Source organism: Streptomyces sp. NPDC054932 (assembly GCF_053610205.1).
In genome coordinates, this window is record NZ_JBSGXU010000145.1 from 1 (window position 1) to 21,290 (window position 21,290).

Below are 21,290 nucleotides of genomic sequence, written 5' to 3' on the forward strand. Positions count from 1 at the left end.
GCCCGGGGGGGTCCCCCGGGGGCGCCCCCCATCCCACGTGGAAGGGGGGGGCGGCCGGGGGGGGGGGCTACTGATTGCGCATTTTGGTACCCCGGGGGGGTCTTCTTAATGTCGCGCGCCCCCGCTGTTGCCCATGGCCCGGTCAGGGGCCGTGCCTGCGGCCGCTCAGAACTGGAGCGCCCAGGAGTCGATCTTCCCGGTGTCGCCGGTCGCGTTGTCGTTCACGCGGAGCCTCCAGACGCCATTGGCCGTCTCGGCCGAGGCGTTCACGGTGAAGGTCCTGATGATGTTGTCGTCGCCGCCGTTGGCACGGTTGTGCAGGGTGTAGACGGTGCCGTCGGGCGCGACCAGGTCCACCTTGAGGTCACCGATGTACGTGTGCTTGATGTCGATCGGGATCTTCAGCGCCGACGGGGCGTTGCCGACGACACCGCTGACGGTGATCGACGACTGGGCGGTCGCGTTGTCGCCCACCGTGAAGTCGGCCGTGTTCTCGAAGCGCGCACCCGGCGGGACGGGACCCTGGGCGGTGACGTGGAGCAGCCGGTTCGGCGAGCCGGCGCCGGGGCCGGTGACCACGTTCGGGGTGGACGAGCCCACCAGGGCCGTGGCCACCTGGGCCGGGGTGCTGGCCGGGTTCTGCGACAGGTAGACGGCGGCCGCGCCGGCGACGTGCGGCGTGGCCATCGAGGTGCCGTTGATCGTGTTGGTGGCGGTGTCGCCCGTGCCCCACGCGGAGGTGATGGCGGAGCCCGGCGCGAAGATGTCCACGACGGAGCCGTAGTTGGAGTAGGCCGCCCTGGCGTCGGTGCTGGTGGTGGCGCCGACCGTGAGGGCCTCGGTGACGCGCGCCGGGGACTTCTTGGAGGCGTCGACGGACTCGTTGCCCGCGGCCACCGCGTAGGTGATGCCGGAGGCGATGGAGTTGCGCACGGCCGCGTCGAGCGCGGAGTCGACCCCGCCGCCGAGCGACATGTTGGCGACGGCCGGCTTGACGGCGTTGGCGGTCACCCAGTCGATGCCCGCGACGACCTGGGCGGTGGTGCCGTTGCCGCTGTTGTCGAGGACGCGGACGCCGACGATCTTGGCCTTCTTGGCCACGCCGAACGAACCGCCCGCGACGGTGCCGGCCACGTGCGTGCCGTGGCCGTGGCCGTCCTGGGCGACGTAGTCGTTGTCGATGGCGTCGTAGCCGTAGGAGGCGCGCCCGCCGAAGTCCTGGTGGGTGATGCGGACACCGGTGTCGATGACGTACGCGGTGACGCCCTGGCCGGCCTGGTCCGGGTAGGTGTAGCTCTGGTTGAGCGGCAGCGCACGCTGGTCGGCACGGTCCAGACCCCACGACGGCGGGTTCGGCTGGGTGGTGCTGACGGTGAAGGTGCGGTTCTGCACGACCGACTTGACCGCGGGGTCGGCGGCCAGCTTCTTGGCCTGCGTCTCGGAGACCTTGACGGAGTAGCCGTTGAGGGCGGCGCTGTAGGTCTTGTCGATCTTCGCACCGTAGCGCTTCGCGACGGCCCTGCCGCTGTCGGCGGTGGACCGGGCCGCGGAGTCCTTCAGGGTCACGATGTAGCTGCCGGGTATGGACCCCGGAGCTCCGGCGTTCTGGATCACGCCGGATGCACCGATGCCGACCGCGGACGCGGGAAGCGCCCACGCCGCGCCGAGCGCGAGGGCCACGACCGCGGTCGCGCTGATGCCGGCGATCTTCCGGCTTTTATGACGCATCACTGGCATGTGACGGGTCCTCCTCCTAGGTGGTGCACTGCGGGGGGCGCGGCGCTGCCGCGAAAACGTGACCATGACAATCCGGACGGCCCAACGGGCTGTCGCCGCCGAAGGGTTGACCCACCCCCGGCGCGACCCCGTAAAGGATCAGCGGACGCGTAACATCCATGCCGTACACCGGCCATGACCGAGCAAAGGTGCTCCACACATGACGCACGCACCCCCCGGTTACGTCTGCTCAGAGGACGGTACACGCGCGGACGTCCGGACTGCTCCTTGGGGGTGCCCCGTCTGCGGCGGCCCCTGGGACCTCGATTTCACGCCGGACCCGGCCGCCGTCCTGGAACCGGCCGCGGGCCCGAATTCGCTGTGGCGTTACGGAGCCGTGCTGCCCCTGCCGGGGGCGTTCTCCGTATCGCTGGCGGAGGGGCACACTCCGCTGGTTCCGCTGGGAGAGCGGGTTCACGCCAAACTCGACTACCTGATGCCCACCCTGTCCTTCAAGGACCGGGGCGCGGTGATGCTCGTCGAGCTCGCCCGGCGGCTCGCACCGGAGCGGGTCGTGGCGGACAGCAGCGGCAACGCCGGGACCTCGGTGGCCGCGTACTGCGCACGGGCCGGGCTGGACTGCGAAGTCTTCGTGCCCGAAGGCACGTCGGAGAAGAAGACGGAACAGATGCGGGCGCACGGGGCGGTCGTCCGCGTGATCCCCGGCGGCCGCGAGGCCGCGGCGCAGGCCGCCCGTACGGCGGCGGACGCGCCCGGGGTCTTCTACGCGAGCCACGTGTTCAACCCCTACTTCCTGCACGGGACCAAGACGTACGTGTACGAGGTGTGGGAGGAGATGGGCGGCCGGCTGCCCGAGGCCCTGGTGGTCCCGGTGGGCAACGGCACCCTGCTGCTCGGGGCGGCACTGGCCGTGGAGGAACTGGCCCGGCGCGGGGTCAGGCCGCCGGCCCTGATCGCGGTCCAGTCGGAGGCGGTGGCCCCGCTGGCCCGGGCCTTCGAGTCGGGCGCGGAGGACGCCCCGCCGGTGGACCAGCGGCCGACCCTGGCCGAGGGGATCGCCATCCCGGCGCCGCCCCGGGCCCGCCAGATCCTGGCCGCGGTCCGCAAGTCCGGCGGCACCTTCCTGACCGTCCCGGACGCCCGGCTGCGCGAGGCCCAGCGGGACCTGGCCCGCCGCGGCCTCTTCGTGGAGCCGACGGCCGCGGCATGCTGGGCCGCGGTGGGCCCGTCGGCCCCGGCGGATCCGCTGCAGGGCCGCACCGCGGTGATCCCCCTCTGCGGCGCGGGGGCGAAGACGGGCCTGGCGCCGTAGCCCGGCGGGGCGGCGCCCGGGTCCGCCCGGCTCGGGGGTCCGCCCGGCTCGGAGGTCCGCCCTGCGCGGGGGTCCGGGCCCGCCCGGCACCGGGCCCGGGCAGGGCCCCCGGGCGCGGCGCCGCACCCGCCCGGCGCCCTCGACGCAGATGTCGGAAAACCGCGAGCCCGGGCGCACCCGGTCTGGTGAACTGGGCCCATGACCACCCATGTTGATCTCCCCGCCCGGGCCGCGGCGTTCGCCGCCCTGCACACGCCCTCCGCCCCCCTCGCCCTCGCCAATGCCTGGGACGTCGCCAGTGCCCGCATCGTCGAGGCCACCGGCGCCCCCGCCGTCGCCACCACCAGCGCCGGAGTCGCCTGGTCCCTCGGGTCCCCCGACGGCGACGCGCTCGCCCGCGACCGGGCCCTCGATCTCGTCGCCCGCGTGGTCGCCGCCGTCTCCGTACCCGTCACCGCCGACATCGAAGGCGGCTTCGGGGCCGACCCGGCCGCCGTGGGCGAGACCGTCACCGGGGTCCTCGCCGCGGGCGCGGTCGGCATCAACATCGAGGACGGCCACCGCGACCCCGCCGAGCAGATCGAGCGCCTGGCCGCGGCCCGCGCCGCCGCCGACGCCGCCGGGGTCCCGCTCTACATCAACGCCCGTATCGACACCTACCTCCGGGGCTTCGGCGAGAGCGCCACCCGGCTGGACGACACCCTCGCCCGCGCCGCCGCGTACCTGCGGGCGGGAGCCACCGGCGTCTTCGTGCCCGGCGTCCTCGACCCGGCCACCGTCTCCGAGCTGGCCAAGGGCATCGACGCCCCCCTCAACATCCTGCTCGGCCCCGGCGCCCCGACCGTCGCCGAGTTCGGCGCCCTCGGCGTGTCCCGCGTCAGCCTCGGCTCCTGGGTCGCCGAAGCCGCGTACGCCGTGGTCCGCCGCGCCGCCGAGGAGCTGATCTCCGGCGGCACCTACGGGTCGCTCGCGGACTCCCTCCCGTACGGCGAGCTGAACAGCCTGCTCAAGGGCTGAGAAACCCGGAAGCCTGCATGGGCCAACGACCATAGGATCCGAGCATGAGCACCTCAACTCCGGTGGACGGCAAGGACTCCGCGGCCGCCACCGCGCCCGGCAGGATCTCCGGCGCGGTCTGGGCCGCCCTCGCCCTCGTCTACGTGGTCTGGGGCTCGACCTACCTCGGCATCCGGATCGTCGTCGAGACCATGCCGCCCTTCCTCTCCGCCGGAGCCCGCTTCATCACCGCCGGCCTGGTACTGGCCGCCGGCGTCGCCTGGCGCTACGGTCCGGGAGCCCTGCGGGCCACCCGGGCGCAGCTCGGCTCGGCGGCCCTGGTCGGTCTGCTGCTGATCCTCGGCGGGAACGGCCTGGTCGTCCTCGCCGAGACCGCGGTGCCGTCCGGTCTCGCCGCGCTGCTGGTGGCGGCGGTGCCGATGTGGGTGGTGGTGCTCCGGGCGAGCACCGGCGATCGGCCTCCGCGGCGCACCCTGGCCGGGGTGCTGGTGGGTCTGGCCGGGCTGGCGGTGCTGACGGCTCCCGGGTTCAGCGGGTCGGTGCAGCTGTGGGGGGTGCTGCTGGTGGTGGGGGCCTCGGTCCTGTGGTCGCTGGGCTCGTTCGCCTCGCCGAGGCTGAAGCTGCCTGGCAATCCCTTCACGGGCAGCGCCTACCAGATGGTCGTGGGCGGGAGTGCCGCCGTGGTCGTCGGGCTGCTCCGCGGCGAGCAGCGCGGCCTGGGCCCGGCGGCGTTCTCCACCGCCTCCTGGCTGGCCCTGGGGTATCTGACCCTGGTCGGCTCGCTCGTCGGTTTCACGGCGTACGTGTGGCTGCTCCAGGCCGCACCGCTGTCGCTGGTGGCCACGTACGCCTACGTCAATCCGGTCGTCGCTGTCGCGCTCGGTGCGCTGATCCTCGACGAGGCCCTGACCTGGCCGATCGTGGTCGGCGGTGCGGTCGTCGTGGCAGCGGTGGGTGTGATCGTCAGTACGGAGCGCGGGAAGAAGTGACCGGCGGCTCGGACACGTTCGACGGCTCGGACACCTTCGTCGGCTCGGGCCCCGTCGGTCGCTCGGACGCCGTCGGTCGCGCCGGCACGGTCGGCCGCGCGCGGCGCGGGCGCGCTCAGCCCCGCGCGGCCCGCTCGTACAGGGCCTTCGCGTGCTCGTCGAACAGCGCGGCCGTGGAGTCCACGTCCGTGTCCCCGCCGCTCAGCACCCCGATCAGCCGCCCGCCCGGGTCCGGACCACCACGGTCGGCGATCCAGGGGCTGCCGCTGGTCCCCGTCCAGAAGCCGGCGCAGCTCATGTAGAGCATGTCGGGGTCGTCCTCGTCGTGGCGGGTCCGCGTCGTGCAGGAGACGGGCTTGTTCTGCGGGTTGTGCTCGGACTCCGGATAGCCGACGACGGTGACGTCCCGCTCGTAGCCCGAGGTCCACTCCGGCTTCGGGGCCTCGCCCCCGCCGCCGACCGCCTGCTGGATGCTGCGGCCGTCCTCGTCCGGTTCGATGGTGAGGAAGGCGAAGTCGGCGGTGTCCTCGCCCCATTTCGTCCAGCGGTCGTCCACGTGGATCGAACGGACCTTCCACACCCCGAGGGGCTGGGTGCCGTCGCCCTCGCCGGAGAAGGCCGGGGCGAAGGAGAGCTCGCCGATCGCCAGGCCGTCGTGGGCCACCTCGCCCGGCTGTCCGTCCTCGCCGGCGGGGGCCACGCAGTGCGCGGCGGTGGCGACGACGTTGCCCCCGGGGCTGTCGACGACGCTCGCCGTGCACCAGTGCTCGCCGCCCGCCATGAGTACTCCGACGGTGGGGAAGGGGAGCACCGGCCGCTCGCCGGGCGCCTTGAGGAAGGCCACGGCGCACAGCATCGCGATACCCGCTGCGGCGGCCGATGCCCCCTTCACCACCGTGCTCACTGCACGCCGGGATCGGGTGTCGGTGCCTTCATCACCTTGCTGATCCACTCCAGGGAGCCCTCCCTCATACCGCGCACGTACGACTTTCCGTTGTGCTCACCATCCTGGATCACCTGCAGCGAGGTGTGCACGGGGCCCCTGCCGTAGTCCTTCATGAACTTCTCGGCCTTGTCGCGGCCGCTCTCCGCGGTGCCGATCTGGAAGTTGATGTAGACGTCCGGACCGCTCGCCGCGATCAGCTTCTCGGCGAGCTTCTCCGGGTTGTCCGCGTTCATGGCCTGCGCGTTCCCCTGCCACAGCGGGGAGTCGGGGACGATGTCGACCCCGCTCGCGATGGCCGCCTTGAACCGGTCGGGGTGCTTCAGGACGTGCTTGAAGGCACCGAATCCGCCCGCCGACGAGCCCATGAAGGCCCACCCGTCGCGGGAGGTGAAGGTCCGGAAATTGGCCTTCGTGAAATCCGGGACGTCTTCGACCATCCAGGTGCCCATCTTCGGCTGGCCGGGGATGTCAGAGGCGTCGAAGTGGTGCTTGGTGTCGGCGTTGTGCACCGGCATGATCAGGATGAAGGGCAGGCTCTTGCCGGTCTTGGCCCCGTCGCTCACGGCCTGCTGGAGGCCGAGGCCGGGACCCGTCCCCCAGTAGTTGGTGGGGTAGCCGCGGCCGCCGGGCAGGGAGATCAGCACCGGGAAGCCGCTCTTGGCGTACCTCGGGTCGTCGTACTCCTTGGGCACCCACACCCAGACGTCACCCGTGAAGCCGGACTTCTTGCCGGTGAGGGTGGTCCGGCCGATCTGGGTGCCGTCCGGCATCCGGTACGTACGGACGAACGAGGCCTTCGGCCCGGTGGGCATGCGCACCTCGGGCGGGACCTCGGCGGCGGCGACGGCCTTTTCCTCGACCTTCCCGAAGGACACCGGATCCCCTATGTCCGAGAAGAGGCCGTATTTGTACGCTGCCACGCCGCCCCCGGTGAGGGTGAGCGCGAGCCCGCAGCTGATCAGGATCATGCGCAGGCGGTGGGGGCGACGGCCGCCCTCGGTCATGGGGCTGCCGTCGCCTTGCTGGTCATGCTGCACGGTTTTTTGTCCCGTTCCTTCTCCGGCGCTCACCCAGGAGCGCGGGTCGGACCGATCGGTCCCCCTTACACCCTTTACAGAGGTATGAACGACGGGATGGGTTGCCTGGGACGGGCGTGACGTGGCGAGCACCACGCGGTGCCCGGTCCGGTCAGCCGGCTTCGGGCTTCGGGCCCTTGAGGACCTTGCTGACCCACTCCAGGGAGCCTTCCTTCATGCCCCGGACGTAGTGCCAGCCGTTGTGCTCACCGTTCTGGATGTCGCGGACGGTCGTCTTGACGGGGCCCTTGCCGTACTGCTGCACGAACTTCGTCATCCGCTCCTTCCCGCTCTCCTTGGTGCCGATCTGGAAGTTGATGTAGACCTCGGGACCCTTGGTGTCGATCAGCTTCTGGGCGAGCTTCTCCGGGTTGTTCGCGTCCATCTCCGCCTGGTGGCCCTTCCACAGCGGGGAGTCGGGGACGATCTCACCGCCGCTCGCGATCACGGCCTTGAACCGGTCCGGGTGCTGCAGGACGGTCTTCATGCCGACGAAGGCACCGGAGGAGGAGCCCATGAAGGCCCAGCCGTCACGGGACTTGTACGTACGGAAGTTGGCCCTGGCGAAGTCCGGGACGTCCTCGGCTATCCACGTGCCCATCTTGGGCTGGCCGGGGATGTCGGAGCCGTCGTAGTAGTACTTGGCGTCCGGATTGAGCGCCGGCATGATCACGATGTACGGGAGGCTGGTACCGGCCTTGACCCCGTCGCTGATGGCCTTCTGGAGGCCGAGGCTGCGGTCGGACCAGTAGTTGTCGGGGAAGCCGTTGCCGCCGGGGAGCGCGATGAGGACCGGGAAGCCGCTCTTGGCGTACTTCGGGTCGTCGTACTCCTTGGGCGCCCACACCCAGACGTTGCCCTCGAAGCCCGACTTCGCGCCCGCGAGGCGGGTCTTGGCGATGATCGTGCCGTCCTCGAGCTTGGTCGTCTGCTTGAAGTCGGACTTCGGGCCGGTCGGCATGAGCACGTCCGGGTCGCCGGAGGGCTTGGCCGCGGCCGCCGGGGCACTCGGGTCCGGCTTGCCCGCTGCCGGGGGGTTCTTCCCGAAGCTCACGGCCTCGCCGTTGCCGGAGAACCAGTCGAGCTTCCAGGCGGCGAATCCGCCGCCGCCGAGCAGGAGCGCGAGGGCGACCGTCGCGCTGATCCATATTCGGCGCCGGGAGCGCCCGGGCCGCGGCGGCTCCGGGGGCTGCGGGGTGAACGCCTCGGCGGCCGGCGGCTGCCCCGGGTACGGCTGGTACTGCTGGTGCGGTGGCTGGTACTGCTGATGTGGTGGCTGGTACTGCTGATGCGGCGGCTGATGCTGCTGGCGCGGCGGCTGCTCCTGGTACCCGGACCCGGGGTACTCCTGGTACGCGGGCTGGTCATCGGGCCGCGGGCGCTGCGGGTACTGGTGCACGGACTTCGCTCCGAACGGTCATGACTGCCCCCGAGGGCAGAACGGCTGGGCTCCCCTACTTCTGATGTGCGAACGCCCCGCCCAGTTCCAAATCCAAGCAAAATCATGCCGGGGAAACCCGGGGGCCCGCCGCCCTCAGCGCTGGGCGTCGAGCACGTCCGCACACCGCCCGAGCAGCCGGATGAGCAACTCCCGCTCCTCGCCGGTGAATGCGGCGGCGAGCGCGCGCTCCACCCGTACCGCGCCGGAGTCCGCCAGCTCCATGACCGTACGGCCCTCGTCCGTGAGCCTGGTCTCCAGGACGTTGCGGTGCCATTCGTGCGGGGTCCGCTCGATGAGCCCGCGCTCCTGGAGGTTCTTCAGCACGGTGTTCATGGTCGGCGGCGTCACTCCGCACAGCCGGGCGAGCGCGGCGGCCGAGATGCCGGGCTTCTCGGCCAGCCAGAGCAGCGCGGCGTACTGCGGAACCGTTACTGCGGCCGGCTTGCACGCCGCGTTCTTCGCCGCGAGAAGTGCCTGCTCAGCGCGCTTGAGGTGAGAGCCGATGCGCTCCTCGGGGGCCATGGAGGTCATGCCCGCATCCTACGGCCACCCTTGCAATCATTAGAGCTCTAACATACATTCGCCCTCAACCGATCGATAGAGGACGATGATGAAGACGAAGTCCCTCCTGCGCACCGCCCTGCCCACCGCCCTGACCGCCTCTCTGGCGGTGGCGCTCACCCTGGGTGCGGCCCCGGCCCCGGCCCGGGCGCAGCCGCAGTCCCCCGCGGGCGATGCCCGGATATCCACGGCCTTCGCCCTGCCCGGCGCGAAGGTCTACCCGGAGGGCATCGCCGTCGATCCCCGCACGCGCACGGTCTACGTCGGTTCGTACGCGGACGGCACCGTCTACCGGGCCCGCCCCGGCCGCCCCGAGGCGGAGGTGTTCCTGCCCTCCGGCACCGACGGCCGCCGCACGGCGAACGGCCTGCGGGTCGACGCGCTCGGCCGCCTGTGGGTCACCGACTCCACCACGGGCGTGGCGGTCTACGACACCGCCGACGGGTCCCGCCTGGCCCACTTCGAGGTGGCCCGAGGAGCCGGAGCACCCGACCACTTCATCAACGACCTGACCCTCACCCCGGACGGCACCGCGTACCTCACCGACAGCATCCGCGGCGTGATCTACCGCGTGACCCCGCAGCAGCTGGCCGCCGGCAGCGGCGCCCTGGCCGAGGCCTTCGACCTCACCCAGGCCCTGCGCCCCCGCCCGGCGGGCGGCTTCAGCCTCAACGGCATCGTCTCCGACCCGGCGGGCCGCTACCTCCTCGCCGTGGACATGCCGATGGGCGACCTCTACCGCGTCGACCTGCGCACCGGTGCGATCCGCCGCGTCGCCCTCACCGGCGGCGACCTGAAGGCCGCCGACGGCCTCGACCTCTCCCCCGACGGCACCCTGCGCGTCGCGCACAACACCACCAACACGCTGACCCGCTGGCAGGTCGGCGCGAACGGCACCCGGGCCCGGCTGACCCGTACGGTCACGGACCCGTCCCTGCAGATCCCCACGACCCTCGCCCGTACCCCGGGCCGCACGCTGGTGGTCCGCTCCCAGTTCGACAAGGGCGGCCCCATGTCCCCCGGCTCGGGCACCCCCACCACCTTCACGGTCGCCGCGGTCCGCGGCCTGTGACCCGGCGGGCCCGCATGCAGGAGACGGCGTACGGGAGCCCGGGCAGCAGCAGGAGCGGCGCTGCCCACAGCGGGAGCGTGAACACCGCCCCGTCGCCGGCCGGCCACCGGACGAGGATCACCACGGGCAGGCCGACGACGAGGGAGAGCAGCCACCGCTGGTACCTGCGCAGGCCGCCCCGCCGCAGCTCCCGGGCGACGGTCGCCGCGCCGATGGCCACCCGTTGCGCGGGGCGCCGGAGGAAATCCGTGGCACAACGGCCGGACCGTCGACGAGACTGCACCGGTGAACGCCGATGCCCTCGTCCAGCAGCTCGACAGTGACGACGACACCTCGTACGCCGCCCGCGTGCGGCTGGTCGGCATCGGCCGCGAAGCGACCCTCGCGATCGCCGACGGACTACCGACTCTGGGCACCTTCGGCCGACTGACCGCCATCGAGGTCTTCGAGCAGGTCGCGGACCCACGCTGCGGCCCCGCCCTGATCGCCCTGCTGGACGACGGCGACCCCGTGGTCCGGGAATGGGCGGCGACGGCCCTGGCGGACCTGGGGATCGACGGCGCGGTCGAACCCCTCCGCCGGGCCTACCGCGCCTGCCTGGAACGGGCGACCCCACCGGACCGGAGCGAGTCGGTGGGCATCCGGCGGGCCCTCACCGAACTCGGCGCCCGCACCCCCGTCACCCCTCCGCTGACCGCCCGCCTGCACGACACGACAGCCGACGGCTGGCCCTCGGCGCACTTGGAAGCGGTCGTCAACGACCTCGCCGACCACGGCCAGGTGATCCTCTACTCCCAGTTCCGGCAGGTGCAGGGCGAGCGGACGTACCACGCCTCCTACACCGCGCCTGACTGGCACCGCGACTGGACGGCGCCCTGGGAGGAACTGGTCGAGGAAACACGCACACAGGCCCTGCTGGAGGCCACCGAAACACCCGTCGGCGGGGACGTCTTCGCCGACATCACCTGGATCGACCGCGCCGACCTGCGCCTGAGGTCACGTCCGTCGGCGTGATGCCGGCCTGGCCAGGCCGGCCGAGTTGGAGACCGACCCTCGCGGCTTCAACACCACCGCGTCGTCCACGCGATCGACAACGGGGAGCTGGTGTTCCGGGTCGTTCACGCGGGACACCGGTCCACCGTTCACGAGACCTGATCGCCGCTGACTGCGACGACGAAGGGGCCGGCCCGGCGACGGCCCGCCTCTTCACCTGAATGCCCCTGCCACGTTGACCCCCATCCGCCCCGGCCATCGCATGGAGTGGAGAACACGAGCCCGCGCGGGGCCACCGGAATGCAGGAAAGGGCGCTATGTACGTTCGCAGCATCTATGCAACGGGTGATCCGGCCGAGCTCGACGGGGTCGCCGAGGCTCTCCGGACCGACGGGCGGGCGCTGCTGTCGACACAGTCGGGCTTTCGCGGGATGGGCCTGTTCGCCGACCGTGAGCTCGGCAAGCTCCTGGTGGGATCGTGGTGGGAGGACGAGGCCTCCCGGCAGGCCAGCTACGAGAACCTGAGCAAGCGGCGAGCAGAGATGATGGCGCCCTTCGCACAGACCGTGACCGTCGACAACTGGGAAGCGGCGGTCACCCGGCGCGCAGAGGAACTCGGGCCGGGCGCGGGCTTCCGGCTGGTCCGCATGGACGTCGAGCCGCCCGACATCGACCTGCTGGTGGACACGTTCCGCGACACCTCACTGCCCAGGGTCCAGAAGATCCCCGGACTGGCCGGCATCTCCCTGCTCATCGACCGTGATCGGGGCAGAGCCGCCGTCGGCGCGCTCTACACCGACCGCAGTGCACTCGTGGCATCCCGTGGCGCCGTCGCGGCGGTCCGCGGAGAGGCTGCGGCGAAGGCCCACATGACCACCCGCAGCCTGGAGGAATTCGAGGTGGTCCTCGCCACGGCGGTCCCCCACGCCTGACCCCGCACCCCCTCGCGCGCCGGGCCGGTCGGACCGACACCGCGGTTCCACGTCAGCACCGGGTCGGCACGGGAATGCAGACGGGGCCGGACTCGACCGAGTCCGGCCCCCGCACCCACGAGATCCCGACCACCACCGGTGTTCCCCTGCTGACGTCGCCCCAGCGGTCCTGGCACGGCCGCCTCGTCACCGCCCTGACCGCCACGCTCACACCGCCGCGCACCTGAAAAGCCGGCACCAAGTCAGCACGGGCGGTCAGTAGTGGTACCGAGCCGCGAGGATGACGATCTCCTTGTCCGTCACCAGGTAGACGAGGCGGTGCTCGTCGTCGATCCGCCGCGACCACGCGCCAGGCAGGTGGTACTTCAAAGGTTCGGGCTTGCCGATCCCTGAGAACGGGTCACGCCTGACGTCCTCGATGAGCTTGTTGATCCGGGCGAGCATCTTGCGGTCGCTCTTGAGCCAGGATGCGTAGTCCTCCCAGCCCTGATCCTCAAAGACAAGCCTCACGCGGCACCCGCACCCGCGTCCGCCGAGTCCGGATCGATCAGCTCGCGCTCCGACACGTTGATGTTCGAAAGGGCGTTCTCGTACGCCTTGAGCAGCCGGCGGGCGTTCACCGGAGAGCGCAGCAGGTACGAGCCCTCGCGCAGCGCCGCGTAGTCCTCGGCCGAGACGAGCACGGCGTTGCCGTGCTTCGAGACGATCTCGATGGCCTCGTGGTTCTCGTTGACCTTCTTGATCAGCGGAAAGAGTTCCTTGCGGGCTTCGCTCGCGGTGATGGACATGACCTGACCTCTTCCCTGAAGTGGTACCTAATAACGTACCACTCTCGGCATCCACTGGACGGATCAAATGACTGACGGGGAGGCAGATTTCCCAGCACCATCCCGGCACGGGAATGTCTGCGGGCTGACCCTGACCTGCGGCGGAGGCGCCTGCAGCGCCGACCGGGTGGCGCGTGGAACCGCTGCAGCCACACCCCTGGGGCCGATGGACAGGGAATGCAAGCAGCGGGACGTCGGCAGCAGCCTCCCGGCGATACAGACCGCGGCCACATTGAAGCTGACGCGTATGGCGGCGCCAACACGATCACGCCCGTGACCTCACGAACGGTAAGCGGCAAGGAAGGAGCTGCTCCTGGATCCCTGTCCCCGGAATCAGCCACCCAATCGGCGGCTCTTCCCAACGAGTGCACACCATCCCCGTTGTGTACACATGGCACACTCGGTATTTGAGGCATGACTCAGCCGCTGCCCATAGAGTCCATCCGCGACGTACGCGCCCACTTGGCCGAAGTCGTCGAGCGCGCCGACCGCGACGACGTGCCCACTGTCATCACCCGTCGCGGAAAGCAGGTCGCCGCCGTGGTCTCGATCGAGGTGCTGCGCAAGTACCAGGAGTGGGAAGAGCGCGAGATCAACCGCATCATCGACGAGCGCATGGCGAGCCCGGCCGTCGGCGTCCCGATCGAGGACGTGATGAGGGAGACGCTGGCACGCAGTGAGTGACTACCGCACGGTGTTCCGGCCCGAGGCCCAGGCCGAGCTGCGCAAGATCCCGCGTGACATGGCGCTTCGCATCCTGGCCAAACTGACAGAGCTGGAGAGCGACCCCTTCGGCTTCAACACCACGGCACTCGTATCCCAGCCTGAGCGCCGCCGCCTACGGGTCGGCGACTACCGTGTCGTCCACACGATCGACAACGGGGAGCTGGTGGTGTGGGCCGTACACGCCGAACACCGCTCCACGGTCCACGACACGTAGCTGCTCCCGGTTCTGCGGACTGTCGCGGACAGCACAACGGCCTGACCCGCGTTCTCGCAGGTCAGGCCGCTTGTGGATATGCGATCAGACGTTGAAGCGGAACTCGACCACGTCGCCGTCCTGCATGACGTAGTCCTTGCCCTCCATGCGGGCCTTGCCCTTCGAGCGGGCCTCGGCGACCGAGCCGCAGGCGACCAGGTCCGCGAAGGAGATGACCTCGGCCTTGATGAAGCCGCGCTGGAAGTCGGTGTGGATCACGCCGGCCGCCTCGGGGGCCGTGGCGCCCTGCTTGATGGTCCAGGCGCGGGTTTCCTTCGGGCCGGCCGTCAGGTAGGTCTGCAGGCCCAGGGTCGCGAAGCCGACGCGGCCGAGGGTGGCGAGGCCCGGCTCCTCCTGGCCGACCGACTGGAGGAGTTCGAGGGCCTCCTCGTCGTCCAGCTCGGACAGGTCCTGCTCCAGCTTCGCGTTGAGGAAGATCGCCTCGGCCGGGGCGACGAGCGCGCTCTGCTCGGCCTTGAAGGCGTCGTCCGTCAGCTCGTCCTCGTCCACGTTGAAGACGTAGAGGAAGGGCTTCGTGGTGAGCAGGTGGAGCTCGTGGAGGAGGTCGCCCTGCTCCGTGCCCTTGGTGATGCCCTTGGAGAAGAGGGTGTCGCCCGCCTCGAGGATCTTCTTCGCCTCGACGACGGCCGCGAGGACCGCGACCTTCTCCTTCTGGAGGCGGGACTCCTTCGTCAGGCGCGGCTCGGCCTTCTCGATGGACTGGAGGTCGGCGAGGATCAGCTCGGTGTTGATCGTCTCGATGTCGTCCTTCGGCGAGACCTTGCCGTCGACGTGGACGACGTTCTCGTCCTTGAAGGCACGGATGACCTGGCAGATGGCGTCCGACTCACGGATGTTCGCGAGGAACTTGTTGCCGAGACCCTCGCCCTCCGAGGCGCCGCGCACGATGCCCGCGATGTCGACGAAGTCGACCGTCGCCGGGAGGACGCGCTGCGAACCGAAGATGCCCGCGAGGACGGCCAGGCGCGGGTCCGGGACGCCGACGACGCCGACGTTCGGCTCGATGGTGGCGAACGGGTAGTTGGCCGCCAGCACGTCGTTCTTGGTCAGGGCGTTGAACAGGGTCGACTTGCCGACATTCGGCAGGCCGACGATTCCGATCGTGAGCGACACGTTGGCGACTTCCCGTAGCTGGAGGGGGCGGCGGCCCGGGAGTGGGCCACCGGACAGTTTACTTTCGATGAGTGGCGGTGGATGTACGCGTGTCCGGGGCCCGATCCGGCGGGGCCCCGCCTAGTTTGGTGGGGTGGAGCAATACAGGACGCGATCGGCCCCTCACCCGCAGCGACCCCCCGCCCAGCGGGGCGGGACACGGACCACGGCGGTGCCCGCCCAGGGCGGCGGCCCGCGGCGTTCCGCGCTCGCGCGGCGGATGCCCCGGCCCCGGCTGACCGGGCTCGGCGGCGGACTGTTCGCGTGCGCCGCCATGGTGCTGGTGGCCGGGATCTGCTGGCTGCTCTTCGGCTCCTCGCTGTTCGTCTACGGGCTGCTCTTCCTGCCCGTCGCGGCCGCCACCGCGCTCTGGGTGCGGCCCGCCGACCTGATCACCGCGCCGATCGGCGTGCCCATCGCCTTCGCCGCCGGAGTGTGGCCCATCTCGGGCGGCTCCGGCGGCCTCGGCGGGCAGCTGATGGGTCTGGTGTCCGCGCTGTCCCTGCACGCGGGGTGGCTGTACGCCGGGACGCTGGTCGCCGCGCTGATCGCCCTCGTGCGCAAGGCCGTACTGATCGGCAGGCGGCGGGTGCCCCGGCGCGTCACCCAGTGAACCGGTGAACCGGCCTCCCGCTACTTCTTCGCCGCGTTTGCGGACTTCCCCGCTGCGGACTTCCCCGCTGCCGCGTCCTTCGCCGCCATCGCCGCTCCCACGATGCCCGCGTTGTTCTGGAGCTTCGCCGGGACGATCTCGGCCCGCACGCCCTCGATCAGCGGCAGGAACTTCTCCGGCTTGCGGCTGACGCCGCCGCCGATGATGAAGAGGTCCGGGGAGAACAGCATCTCCACGTGCTGGAGGTACCTCTGCACGCGGTGCGCCCAGCGCTCCCACGTCAGGTCGTGGTCCTCCTTGGCCTTCACCGACGCCCTCGTCTCCGCGTCGTGGCCCTTCAGCTCCAGGTGCCCGAGTTCCGAGTTCGGGACCAGCCGCCCGTCCGTGAACAGGGCGCTCCCGATGCCCGTCCCCAGGGTGAGCAGGAGGACGGTGCCGCCCCGGCCGCGCCCGGCCCCGTACGTCATCTCCGCGACGCCCGCCGCGTCCGCGTCGTTCAGGACCGTGACCGGCAGGCCGCCCAGTTCGCGCGAGAGCAGTGCCGCCGAGTCGACGCCGATCCAGGACTTGTCCATGTTGGCGGCCGTGCGGGTAATGCCGCCGGTGACCACGCCCGGGAAGGTGACCCCGACCGGGCCGTCCCAGCCGAAGTTGCGCACCACCTCGACGACGCAGCCGGCCACCCCCTCGGGGACGGCCGGCTGCGGTGTCAGTACTTTGTGGCGCTCCTGCGCCAGGTCGCCACGTTCCAGGTCCACGGGAGCGCCCTTGATCCCGGACCCGCCGATGTCCACGCCGAAGATCTGCATGGACATACCGTACGAAACGAGTTACTTGTCGGCGACCAGTTCGGCGGCCTCGGCGCGCAGGTCGCGGCGGAGTTCCTTCGGCAGCGAGAAGACGATCGACTCCTCGGCGGTCTTGACGATCTCCACGTCCGCGTAGCCGCGCGCGGCCAGCCACTCCAGGACCTCCTCGACCAGGACCTCCGGCACCGAGGCGCCCGAGGTGAGGCCGACCGTGGTGACGCCCTCCAGCCAGGCCTCGTCGATCTCGCTCGCGAAGTCGACCAGGTGGGCGGCCTTGGCGCCGGCGTCCTTGGCGACCTCGACGAGCCGGATCGAGTTCGAGGAGTTCTTCGAGCCGACCACGATGACCAGGTCCGAGTCGGCGCCCATCACCTTGACGGCGGCCTGCCGGTTCGAGGTGGCGTAGCAGATGTCGTCGCTGGGCGGCGAGACGAGCAGCGGGAACTTCGTCTTCAGCGCGTCGACGGTCTCCATGGTCTCGTCGACCGAGAGGGTGGTCTGGGAGAGCCAGACGACCTTGGACTCGTCGCGGACGGTGACCTTCTCCACGTCGTGCGGGCCGTCGACGATCGTGATGTGGTCCGGGGCCTCGCCGGAGGTGCCGATGACCTCCTCGTGGCCCTCGTGGCCGATGAGGAGGATGTCGAAGTCCTCGTTCGCGTACCGGATGGCTTCCTTGTGCACCTTGGTGACCAGCGGGCAGGTCGCGTCGATCGTCGCGAGCTTGCCGCGCGCAGCCTCCTCGTGCACCACCGGCGCCACGCCGTGCGCGGAGAACATCACGATGGAGCCCTCGGGCACCTCCTCCGTCCGCTCGACGAAGATGGCGCCCTTCTTCTCCAGGGTCTGGACGACGTACTTGTTGTGCACGATCTCGTGGCGGACGTAGACCGGCGCACCGTACTGCTCAAGGGCTTTCTCGACGGCGATCACGGCTCGGTCCACGCCCGCGCAGTAGCCGCGGGGTGCGGCGAGCAGGACACGGCGGGAAGCGGGAGCGGGGGCGGGAGCAGTCATGGTCTCCATCGTACGGGGGTCTCCAGGAGGCCGGGCGTCCCCCGTACGGCACACACTGGCCCGAAAGCCCGTACCGCCCATCCCCCGGAGGACTGATGGCGTCCGTTACGGATTCCGGTGCGGCGGCGCCCACCGCGCTGCGGCGGAGCCTCGGCTTCCGGGACCTGGTCGTCTACGGGCTGCTGTTCATCGCCCCGATGGCCCCGGTCGGGGTCTTCGGCACGCTCGACGCCAAGTCCCACGGCGCCGTCGCCCTCGTCTACCTGTGCGCGACCGTCGCGATGGCCTTCACGGCCTTCAGCTACGCGCAGATGGTGCGGGTCGCCCCGCAGGCCGGTTCGGTCTTCACCTACGCCCGCAAGGGCCTCGGCGAGGGCCCCGGGCTGATCGCCGGGTGGATGGCGATGCTCGACTACCTGCTGATCCCGGCGGTCGCGTACCTCTTCTCGGGGATCGCGATGAACGCGCTGGTGCCGGAGGTCTCCCGGTGGGTGTGGACGGCCCTGGCCGTCGTCATCACCACCCTGCTGAACCTGTGGGGCGTACGGGCGGCCGCGCGCGTGGGTTTCGCCGTGCTGGCCATGGAGATCGTGGTCCTGCTCGTCTTCCTGGTCGCCGCGGTGGCCGTGCTGGTCCAGGGCGGGGCGCGGCGCGGCTGGCTGTCCCCGCTGACCGGTGACGGCTCGCTCGGCTTCAGTACGGCGGCGGTGCTGGGGGCGGTGTCGGTGGCGGTCCTGTCCTACCTCGGCTTCGACGCCATCGCCTCCTTCGCCGAGGAGGTGACGGGGGGATCGGAGCGGGTGGCGCGGGCGGTGCTGTTCTGCCTGGCGCTGGCCGGGGTGCTGTTCATCGCCCAGAGCTATCTGGCGGCGCTGCTCATGCCCGTGTCCGCGGCGGAGCTGGCGGCCGATCCGGCGCAGCAGGGCCCGGCCTTCTACAACGCGGTGGAGTCCGCGGTCGGCCCCTGGCTGCACGACCTGGTGGCGGTCAGCAAGGCGATCGGGGCGGCCTTCGCGGCGCTGGCGGGGCAGGCGGCGGCCGGGCGGCTGGTGTTCGCGATGGCCCGGGAGCGGCGGCTGCCCCGGGTGCTCGCCCGGACCTCGGACGGCACGCCGCGGCCCGCCCTGCTGGTGGCGGCCGCCATCACGCTGGTCGCGGCCGTGTGGGCGGCCCGGCGCGACGACGGGCTCGACCAGCTGGTGTCGGTCGTGGACGTCGGGGCGCTGGTGGCCTTCACCCTGCTGCACGCCTCGGTGGTGGGCTGGTTCGTGGTCAGGCGGAAGGAGGGCCCGCCGAACTGGTTCAAGCACCTGGTGATCCCGGTGCTCGGCGCGGCGGTGACCATCGCGGTGATCTTCGAGGCCTCCCGGACGGCGCAACTGGTGGGGGCGGTGTGGCTGGCCGCGGGCCTGGGGGTGCTGCTCGTCCAGCACGGGCGCCGACGGGTGCCGCACGACACCGGCACGGGAGCCTGACGCACTGTCGGCGGCGCCGGATAGCCTGCGTGCATGGGTCTGAATACGTCGGCCGAGGCGCCGCTGCCGGTAGGCCAGGTGTCCCGGCTCATCGGGGGCTGGATCGAGCGGCTCGGCCAGGTGTGGGTGGAGGGGCAGATCACCCAGCTGTCGCGGCGGCCGGGTGCGGGGGTGGTCTTCCTGACGCTGCGCGACCCCTCGCACGACATCTCGGTCAGCGTGACCTGTTTCCGCCAGGTCTACGACGAGGTCGCGGACGTGGTCTCGGAGGGCGCGCGGGTCGTCCTGCTGGCCAAGCCCGAGTGGTACGCCCCGCGCGGCCAGCTGTCCCTGCGGGCCACGGAAATACGGCCGGTGGGCATCGGGGAGCTGCTGGCCCGGCTGGAGCGGCTCAAGCGGTCCCTGGCCTCCGAGGGGCTCTTCGCGTCGGACCGCAAGAAGCCGCTGCCCTTCCTGCCGCAGCTGATCGGGCTGGTGGTCGGGCGGGCCTCGGCGGCCGAGCGCGACGTCCTGGAGAACGCCCGGCGCCGCTGGCCGGCGGTCCGCTTCGAGGTGCGCAACGTGGCCGTCCAGGGCGTGCACGCGGTGCCCCAGGTGGTCCGGGCGGTCCAGGAGCTCGACGCCATCGACGAGGTCGACGTGATCATCGTGGCGCGCGGCGGCGGCAGCGTGGAGGACCTGCTGCCCTTCTCCGACGAGGAGGTCGTCCGGACGGTCGCCGCGGCCCGCACCCCGGTGGTGTCGGCGATCGGCCACGAGCCGGACTCCCCGCTGCTGGACCTGGTCGCGGACGTACGGGCCTCGACGCCCACGGACGCGGCGAAGAAGGTGGTCCCGGACGTCGGCGAGGAGCTGGAGCGCGTGCGCCAGCTGCAGGCCCGGGGACTGCGCGCGGTCGGCGGGCTGCTCGACCGCGAGGAGCGGGGTCTCGCGCACGCCCTGGCCCGGCCGGTCTTCGTCCACCCCCAGCGGATGGTGGAGATCCGCGAGGACGAGCTGGACGCCCTGCTGGCCCGGGCCCGGCGCACGCTGGGGCACCTGCTGGACCGGGCGGACTCGGAGCTCGCCCACACCCTCGCCCGGGTGGTGGCGCTGTCCCCGGCCGCGACCCTGGAGCGGGGGTACGCGGTGCTGCAGCGGGCCGACGGCCACGTGGTGCGCTCGCCGCAGGACGTGGCGCCGCACGAGGTGCTGCGCGCGCGGGTGGCGGAGGGCACGTTCGCGGTGGAGGTCACCTCGGTGGAGCCTGCGGACCCGGCCGGGTCCCCCGCCGCGACAGCCGCTTCGGAGTAGCGACTTTTCAAGGCAGCGACACACGGCCGCAATCACGCGGTCGCACTGCACACAGAGGATGGATACGGGAATGACAGAGGCCGGGACGGCGCTGGGGTACGAGCAGGCGCGCGACGAGCTCATCGAGGTCGTCCGCAAGCTGGAGGCGGGCGGGACCTCGCTGGAGGACTCCCTCGCACTCTGGGAGCGCGGCGAGGAGCTGGCGAAGGTCTGCCGGCACTGGCTGGAGGGGGCCAGGGCGCGGCTGGACTCGGCGCTGGCGGCCCGCGAGCCGGCCGAGGAGGAGTGATCCCGGTCACCGGAATGCGGATTTAGTTGAAAGTTCATCTACCTCGGCCGTAGAGTCTGGGACATCGCTCCACGCTTCACCTCCGTATGGAAGAAGGCTTTCCGATGTCTCTCGTTCTTGACTCCGCCGCGCAGGACCTGCTGTTCCGCGAGGCCCGCACGGCCAACTCGTTCTCCGACGAGCCGGTCACCGAGGAGCAGGTCCAGGCGATATACGACCTGGTGAAGTTCGGCCCCACCGCCTTCAACCAGACCCCGCTGCGCATCACCCTGGTCCGCTCCCCCGAGGCCCGCGAGCGCCTCGTGCAGCACATGGCCAAGGGCAACGACGCCAAGACCGCGACCGCCCCGCTGGTGGCGATCCTCTCCGCGGACAACGAGTTCCACGAGGAGCTCCCGCAGCTGCTGCCGCACTTCCCGCAGGCCAAGGACGCGTTCTTCTCCGAGCGCCCGGTCCGCGAGCAGTCCGCGCTGCTCAACTCCGCGCTGCAGGCCGCGTACTTCATCATCGGCATCCGCGCCGCCGGCCTGGCCGCGGGCCCGATGACCGGCGCCGACTTCGCCGGCATCCAGAAGGAATTCCTGGACGCCGACCACACCCCGATCATGGTCGTCAACATCGGCAAGCCGGCCGAGGGCGCCTGGTTCGACCGCTCCCCGCGCCTGGCCTTCGACGAGGTCGTCACGACCGTCTGACCGCCTCCGCGCCACGCGAAAAGGGCCGTGCGCCCCGGGACTCC

Annotated in this window: 25 protein-coding genes; 14 read left to right on the forward strand and 11 right to left on the reverse strand. The window is 71.3% G+C overall.

The genetic code is table 11. From position 1 onward, the window contains the following. Positions 1 to 165: 165 nt before the first annotated feature. Entirely contained in the window at positions 166 to 1,737 is a 1,572-nt protein-coding gene (locus tag ACWGE1_RS29880; RefSeq protein ID WP_453423575.1) for a S8 family peptidase, read from the reverse strand. Between the two features lie 199 nt (positions 1,738 to 1,936). Here ACWGE1_RS29880 and ACWGE1_RS29885 point away from each other — a divergent pair, with 199 nt between their 5' ends. The 3 genes from ACWGE1_RS29885 (at position 1,937) to ACWGE1_RS29895 (ending at position 5,055) form a co-directional block, all read left to right on the forward strand. Beyond that, positions 1,937 to 3,049 (forward strand): threonine synthase, encoded by a 1,113-nt coding sequence (locus tag ACWGE1_RS29885; RefSeq protein WP_453423576.1) that lies wholly within the window; start codon positions 1,937 to 1,939, stop codon positions 3,047 to 3,049. A 198-nt stretch (positions 3,050 to 3,247) separates the two neighbouring features. Beyond that, positions 3,248 to 4,066, forward strand: a complete 819-nt coding sequence (locus tag ACWGE1_RS29890) for an isocitrate lyase/PEP mutase family protein (protein ID WP_453423577.1) — start codon at positions 3,248 to 3,250, stop codon at positions 4,064 to 4,066. A 44-nt stretch (positions 4,067 to 4,110) separates the two neighbouring features. Further along, a complete protein-coding gene (locus ACWGE1_RS29895; RefSeq protein WP_453423578.1) occupies positions 4,111 to 5,055 on the forward strand; it encodes an EamA family transporter in 945 nt (314 codons plus the stop codon). A gap of 115 nt (positions 5,056 to 5,170) precedes the next feature. Here the strand turns inward: ACWGE1_RS29895 and ACWGE1_RS29900 are convergent, their stop codons facing one another. From ACWGE1_RS29900 to ACWGE1_RS29915, 4 genes are all read right to left on the reverse strand, one after another. Next, on the reverse strand, positions 5,171 to 5,947 hold the full coding sequence (locus tag ACWGE1_RS29900) for a trypsin-like serine peptidase (protein ID WP_453423579.1): 777 nt from the start codon (positions 5,945 to 5,947) through the stop codon (positions 5,171 to 5,173). An 8-nt stretch (positions 5,948 to 5,955) separates the two neighbouring features. Then, positions 5,956 to 7,038 carry an alpha/beta hydrolase gene (locus ACWGE1_RS29905; RefSeq protein ID WP_453423580.1) on the reverse strand — a complete coding sequence of 361 codons (1,083 nt, stop codon included), beginning with the start codon at positions 7,036 to 7,038 and terminating at the stop codon, positions 5,956 to 5,958. A gap of 151 nt (positions 7,039 to 7,189) precedes the next feature. After that, complete coding sequence (locus ACWGE1_RS29910; RefSeq protein ID WP_453423596.1) at positions 7,190 to 8,227, reverse strand: alpha/beta hydrolase; 1,038 nt, start codon at positions 8,225 to 8,227, stop codon at positions 7,190 to 7,192. A 384-nt stretch (positions 8,228 to 8,611) separates the two neighbouring features. Continuing rightward, entirely contained in the window at positions 8,612 to 9,049 is a 438-nt protein-coding gene (locus ACWGE1_RS29915) for a MarR family winged helix-turn-helix transcriptional regulator (protein WP_453423581.1), read from the reverse strand. Positions 9,050 to 9,125: 76 nt separating this feature from the next. Between ACWGE1_RS29915 and ACWGE1_RS29920 the strand changes: the two genes are divergently transcribed. Continuing rightward, positions 9,126 to 10,151, forward strand: a complete 1,026-nt coding sequence (locus tag ACWGE1_RS29920) for an SMP-30/gluconolactonase/LRE family protein (RefSeq protein WP_453423582.1) — start codon at positions 9,126 to 9,128, stop codon at positions 10,149 to 10,151. Here the strand turns inward: ACWGE1_RS29920 and ACWGE1_RS29925 are convergent. Beyond that, complete coding sequence (locus tag ACWGE1_RS29925; protein WP_453423583.1) at positions 10,123 to 10,371, reverse strand: hypothetical protein; 249 nt, start codon at positions 10,369 to 10,371, stop codon at positions 10,123 to 10,125. The two genes, ACWGE1_RS29920 and ACWGE1_RS29925, sit on opposite strands and share 29 nt — an antisense overlap. A gap of 65 nt (positions 10,372 to 10,436) precedes the next feature. Here ACWGE1_RS29925 and ACWGE1_RS29930 point away from each other — a divergent pair, with 65 nt between their 5' ends. From ACWGE1_RS29930 to ACWGE1_RS29940, 3 genes are all read left to right on the forward strand, one after another. Next, on the forward strand, positions 10,437 to 11,165 hold the full coding sequence (locus ACWGE1_RS29930; RefSeq protein ID WP_453423584.1) for a HEAT repeat domain-containing protein: 729 nt from the start codon (positions 10,437 to 10,439) through the stop codon (positions 11,163 to 11,165). A gap of 296 nt (positions 11,166 to 11,461) precedes the next feature. Further along, the gene (locus ACWGE1_RS29935; RefSeq protein ID WP_453423585.1) at positions 11,462 to 12,076 is read left to right on the forward strand and encodes an antibiotic biosynthesis monooxygenase; all 615 of its coding nucleotides are present in this window, start codon (positions 11,462 to 11,464) and stop codon (positions 12,074 to 12,076) included. A gap of 74 nt (positions 12,077 to 12,150) precedes the next feature. Beyond that, the gene (locus ACWGE1_RS29940) at positions 12,151 to 12,303 is read left to right on the forward strand and encodes a hypothetical protein (protein ID WP_453423586.1); all 153 of its coding nucleotides are present in this window, start codon (positions 12,151 to 12,153) and stop codon (positions 12,301 to 12,303) included. A 28-nt stretch (positions 12,304 to 12,331) separates the two neighbouring features. Here the strand turns inward: ACWGE1_RS29940 and ACWGE1_RS29945 are convergent, their stop codons facing one another. Both ACWGE1_RS29945 and ACWGE1_RS29950 read right to left on the reverse strand, forming a co-directional pair. Further along, positions 12,332 to 12,586, reverse strand: a complete 255-nt coding sequence (locus ACWGE1_RS29945; RefSeq protein ID WP_453423587.1) for a Txe/YoeB family addiction module toxin — start codon at positions 12,584 to 12,586, stop codon at positions 12,332 to 12,334. Continuing rightward, on the reverse strand, positions 12,583 to 12,864 hold the full coding sequence (locus ACWGE1_RS29950; RefSeq protein WP_453423588.1) for a type II toxin-antitoxin system Phd/YefM family antitoxin: 282 nt from the start codon (positions 12,862 to 12,864) through the stop codon (positions 12,583 to 12,585). The genes ACWGE1_RS29945 and ACWGE1_RS29950 overlap by 4 nt, the downstream gene beginning before the upstream one ends. Before the next feature lie 453 nt (positions 12,865 to 13,317). Here ACWGE1_RS29950 and ACWGE1_RS29955 point away from each other — a divergent pair, with 453 nt between their 5' ends. Together ACWGE1_RS29955 and ACWGE1_RS29960 are read left to right on the forward strand one after the other, a co-directional pair. Next, positions 13,318 to 13,587 (forward strand): type II toxin-antitoxin system Phd/YefM family antitoxin, encoded by a 270-nt coding sequence (locus ACWGE1_RS29955; RefSeq protein ID WP_030774626.1) that lies wholly within the window; start codon positions 13,318 to 13,320, stop codon positions 13,585 to 13,587. After that, positions 13,580 to 13,843 carry a type II toxin-antitoxin system RelE family toxin gene (locus tag ACWGE1_RS29960; RefSeq protein ID WP_453423589.1) on the forward strand — a complete coding sequence of 88 codons (264 nt, stop codon included), beginning with the start codon at positions 13,580 to 13,582 and terminating at the stop codon, positions 13,841 to 13,843. Before ACWGE1_RS29955 ends, ACWGE1_RS29960 begins: the two co-directional genes overlap by 8 nt. An 84-nt stretch (positions 13,844 to 13,927) precedes the next feature. On the opposite strand, the gene ychF is transcribed toward ACWGE1_RS29960, so the two are convergent. After that, the gene (gene ychF / locus ACWGE1_RS29965; RefSeq protein ID WP_453423590.1) at positions 13,928 to 15,016 is read right to left on the reverse strand and encodes a redox-regulated ATPase YchF; all 1,089 of its coding nucleotides are present in this window, start codon (positions 15,014 to 15,016) and stop codon (positions 13,928 to 13,930) included. Positions 15,017 to 15,275: 259 nt separating this feature from the next. Between ychF and ACWGE1_RS29970 the strand changes: the two genes are divergently transcribed. After that, complete coding sequence (locus ACWGE1_RS29970) at positions 15,276 to 15,668, forward strand: DUF6542 domain-containing protein (RefSeq protein ID WP_453423597.1); 393 nt, start codon at positions 15,276 to 15,278, stop codon at positions 15,666 to 15,668. Between the two features lie 20 nt (positions 15,669 to 15,688). Here the strand turns inward: ACWGE1_RS29970 and ppgK are convergent, their stop codons facing one another. Both ppgK and ACWGE1_RS29980 read right to left on the reverse strand, forming a co-directional pair. Next, positions 15,689 to 16,477 carry a polyphosphate--glucose phosphotransferase gene (gene ppgK, locus ACWGE1_RS29975; protein ID WP_453423591.1) on the reverse strand — a complete coding sequence of 263 codons (789 nt, stop codon included), beginning with the start codon at positions 16,475 to 16,477 and terminating at the stop codon, positions 15,689 to 15,691. A gap of 21 nt (positions 16,478 to 16,498) precedes the next feature. After that, on the reverse strand, positions 16,499 to 17,503 hold the full coding sequence (locus tag ACWGE1_RS29980; protein ID WP_453423592.1) for a 4-hydroxy-3-methylbut-2-enyl diphosphate reductase: 1,005 nt from the start codon (positions 17,501 to 17,503) through the stop codon (positions 16,499 to 16,501). Between the two features lie 86 nt (positions 17,504 to 17,589). Between ACWGE1_RS29980 and ACWGE1_RS29985 the strand changes: the two genes are divergently transcribed. The 4 genes from ACWGE1_RS29985 to ACWGE1_RS30000 all read left to right on the forward strand — a co-directional run bounded on the left by ACWGE1_RS29985 (position 17,590) and on the right by ACWGE1_RS30000 (position 21,246). After that, the gene (locus ACWGE1_RS29985) at positions 17,590 to 18,969 is read left to right on the forward strand and encodes an APC family permease (RefSeq protein ID WP_453423593.1); all 1,380 of its coding nucleotides are present in this window, start codon (positions 17,590 to 17,592) and stop codon (positions 18,967 to 18,969) included. A gap of 33 nt (positions 18,970 to 19,002) precedes the next feature. Beyond that, positions 19,003 to 20,262 (forward strand): exodeoxyribonuclease VII large subunit, encoded by a 1,260-nt coding sequence (gene xseA, locus ACWGE1_RS29990; protein WP_453423594.1) that lies wholly within the window; start codon positions 19,003 to 19,005, stop codon positions 20,260 to 20,262. A gap of 70 nt (positions 20,263 to 20,332) precedes the next feature. Then, positions 20,333 to 20,551: an exodeoxyribonuclease VII small subunit gene (locus tag ACWGE1_RS29995; RefSeq protein ID WP_030385819.1), complete on the forward strand. Its 219-nt coding sequence runs from the start codon at positions 20,333 to 20,335 to the stop codon at positions 20,549 to 20,551. Positions 20,552 to 20,655: 104 nt separating this feature from the next. Next, the gene (locus tag ACWGE1_RS30000; RefSeq protein WP_453423595.1) at positions 20,656 to 21,246 is read left to right on the forward strand and encodes a malonic semialdehyde reductase; all 591 of its coding nucleotides are present in this window, start codon (positions 20,656 to 20,658) and stop codon (positions 21,244 to 21,246) included. Positions 21,247 to 21,290: the final 44 nt, after the last annotated feature.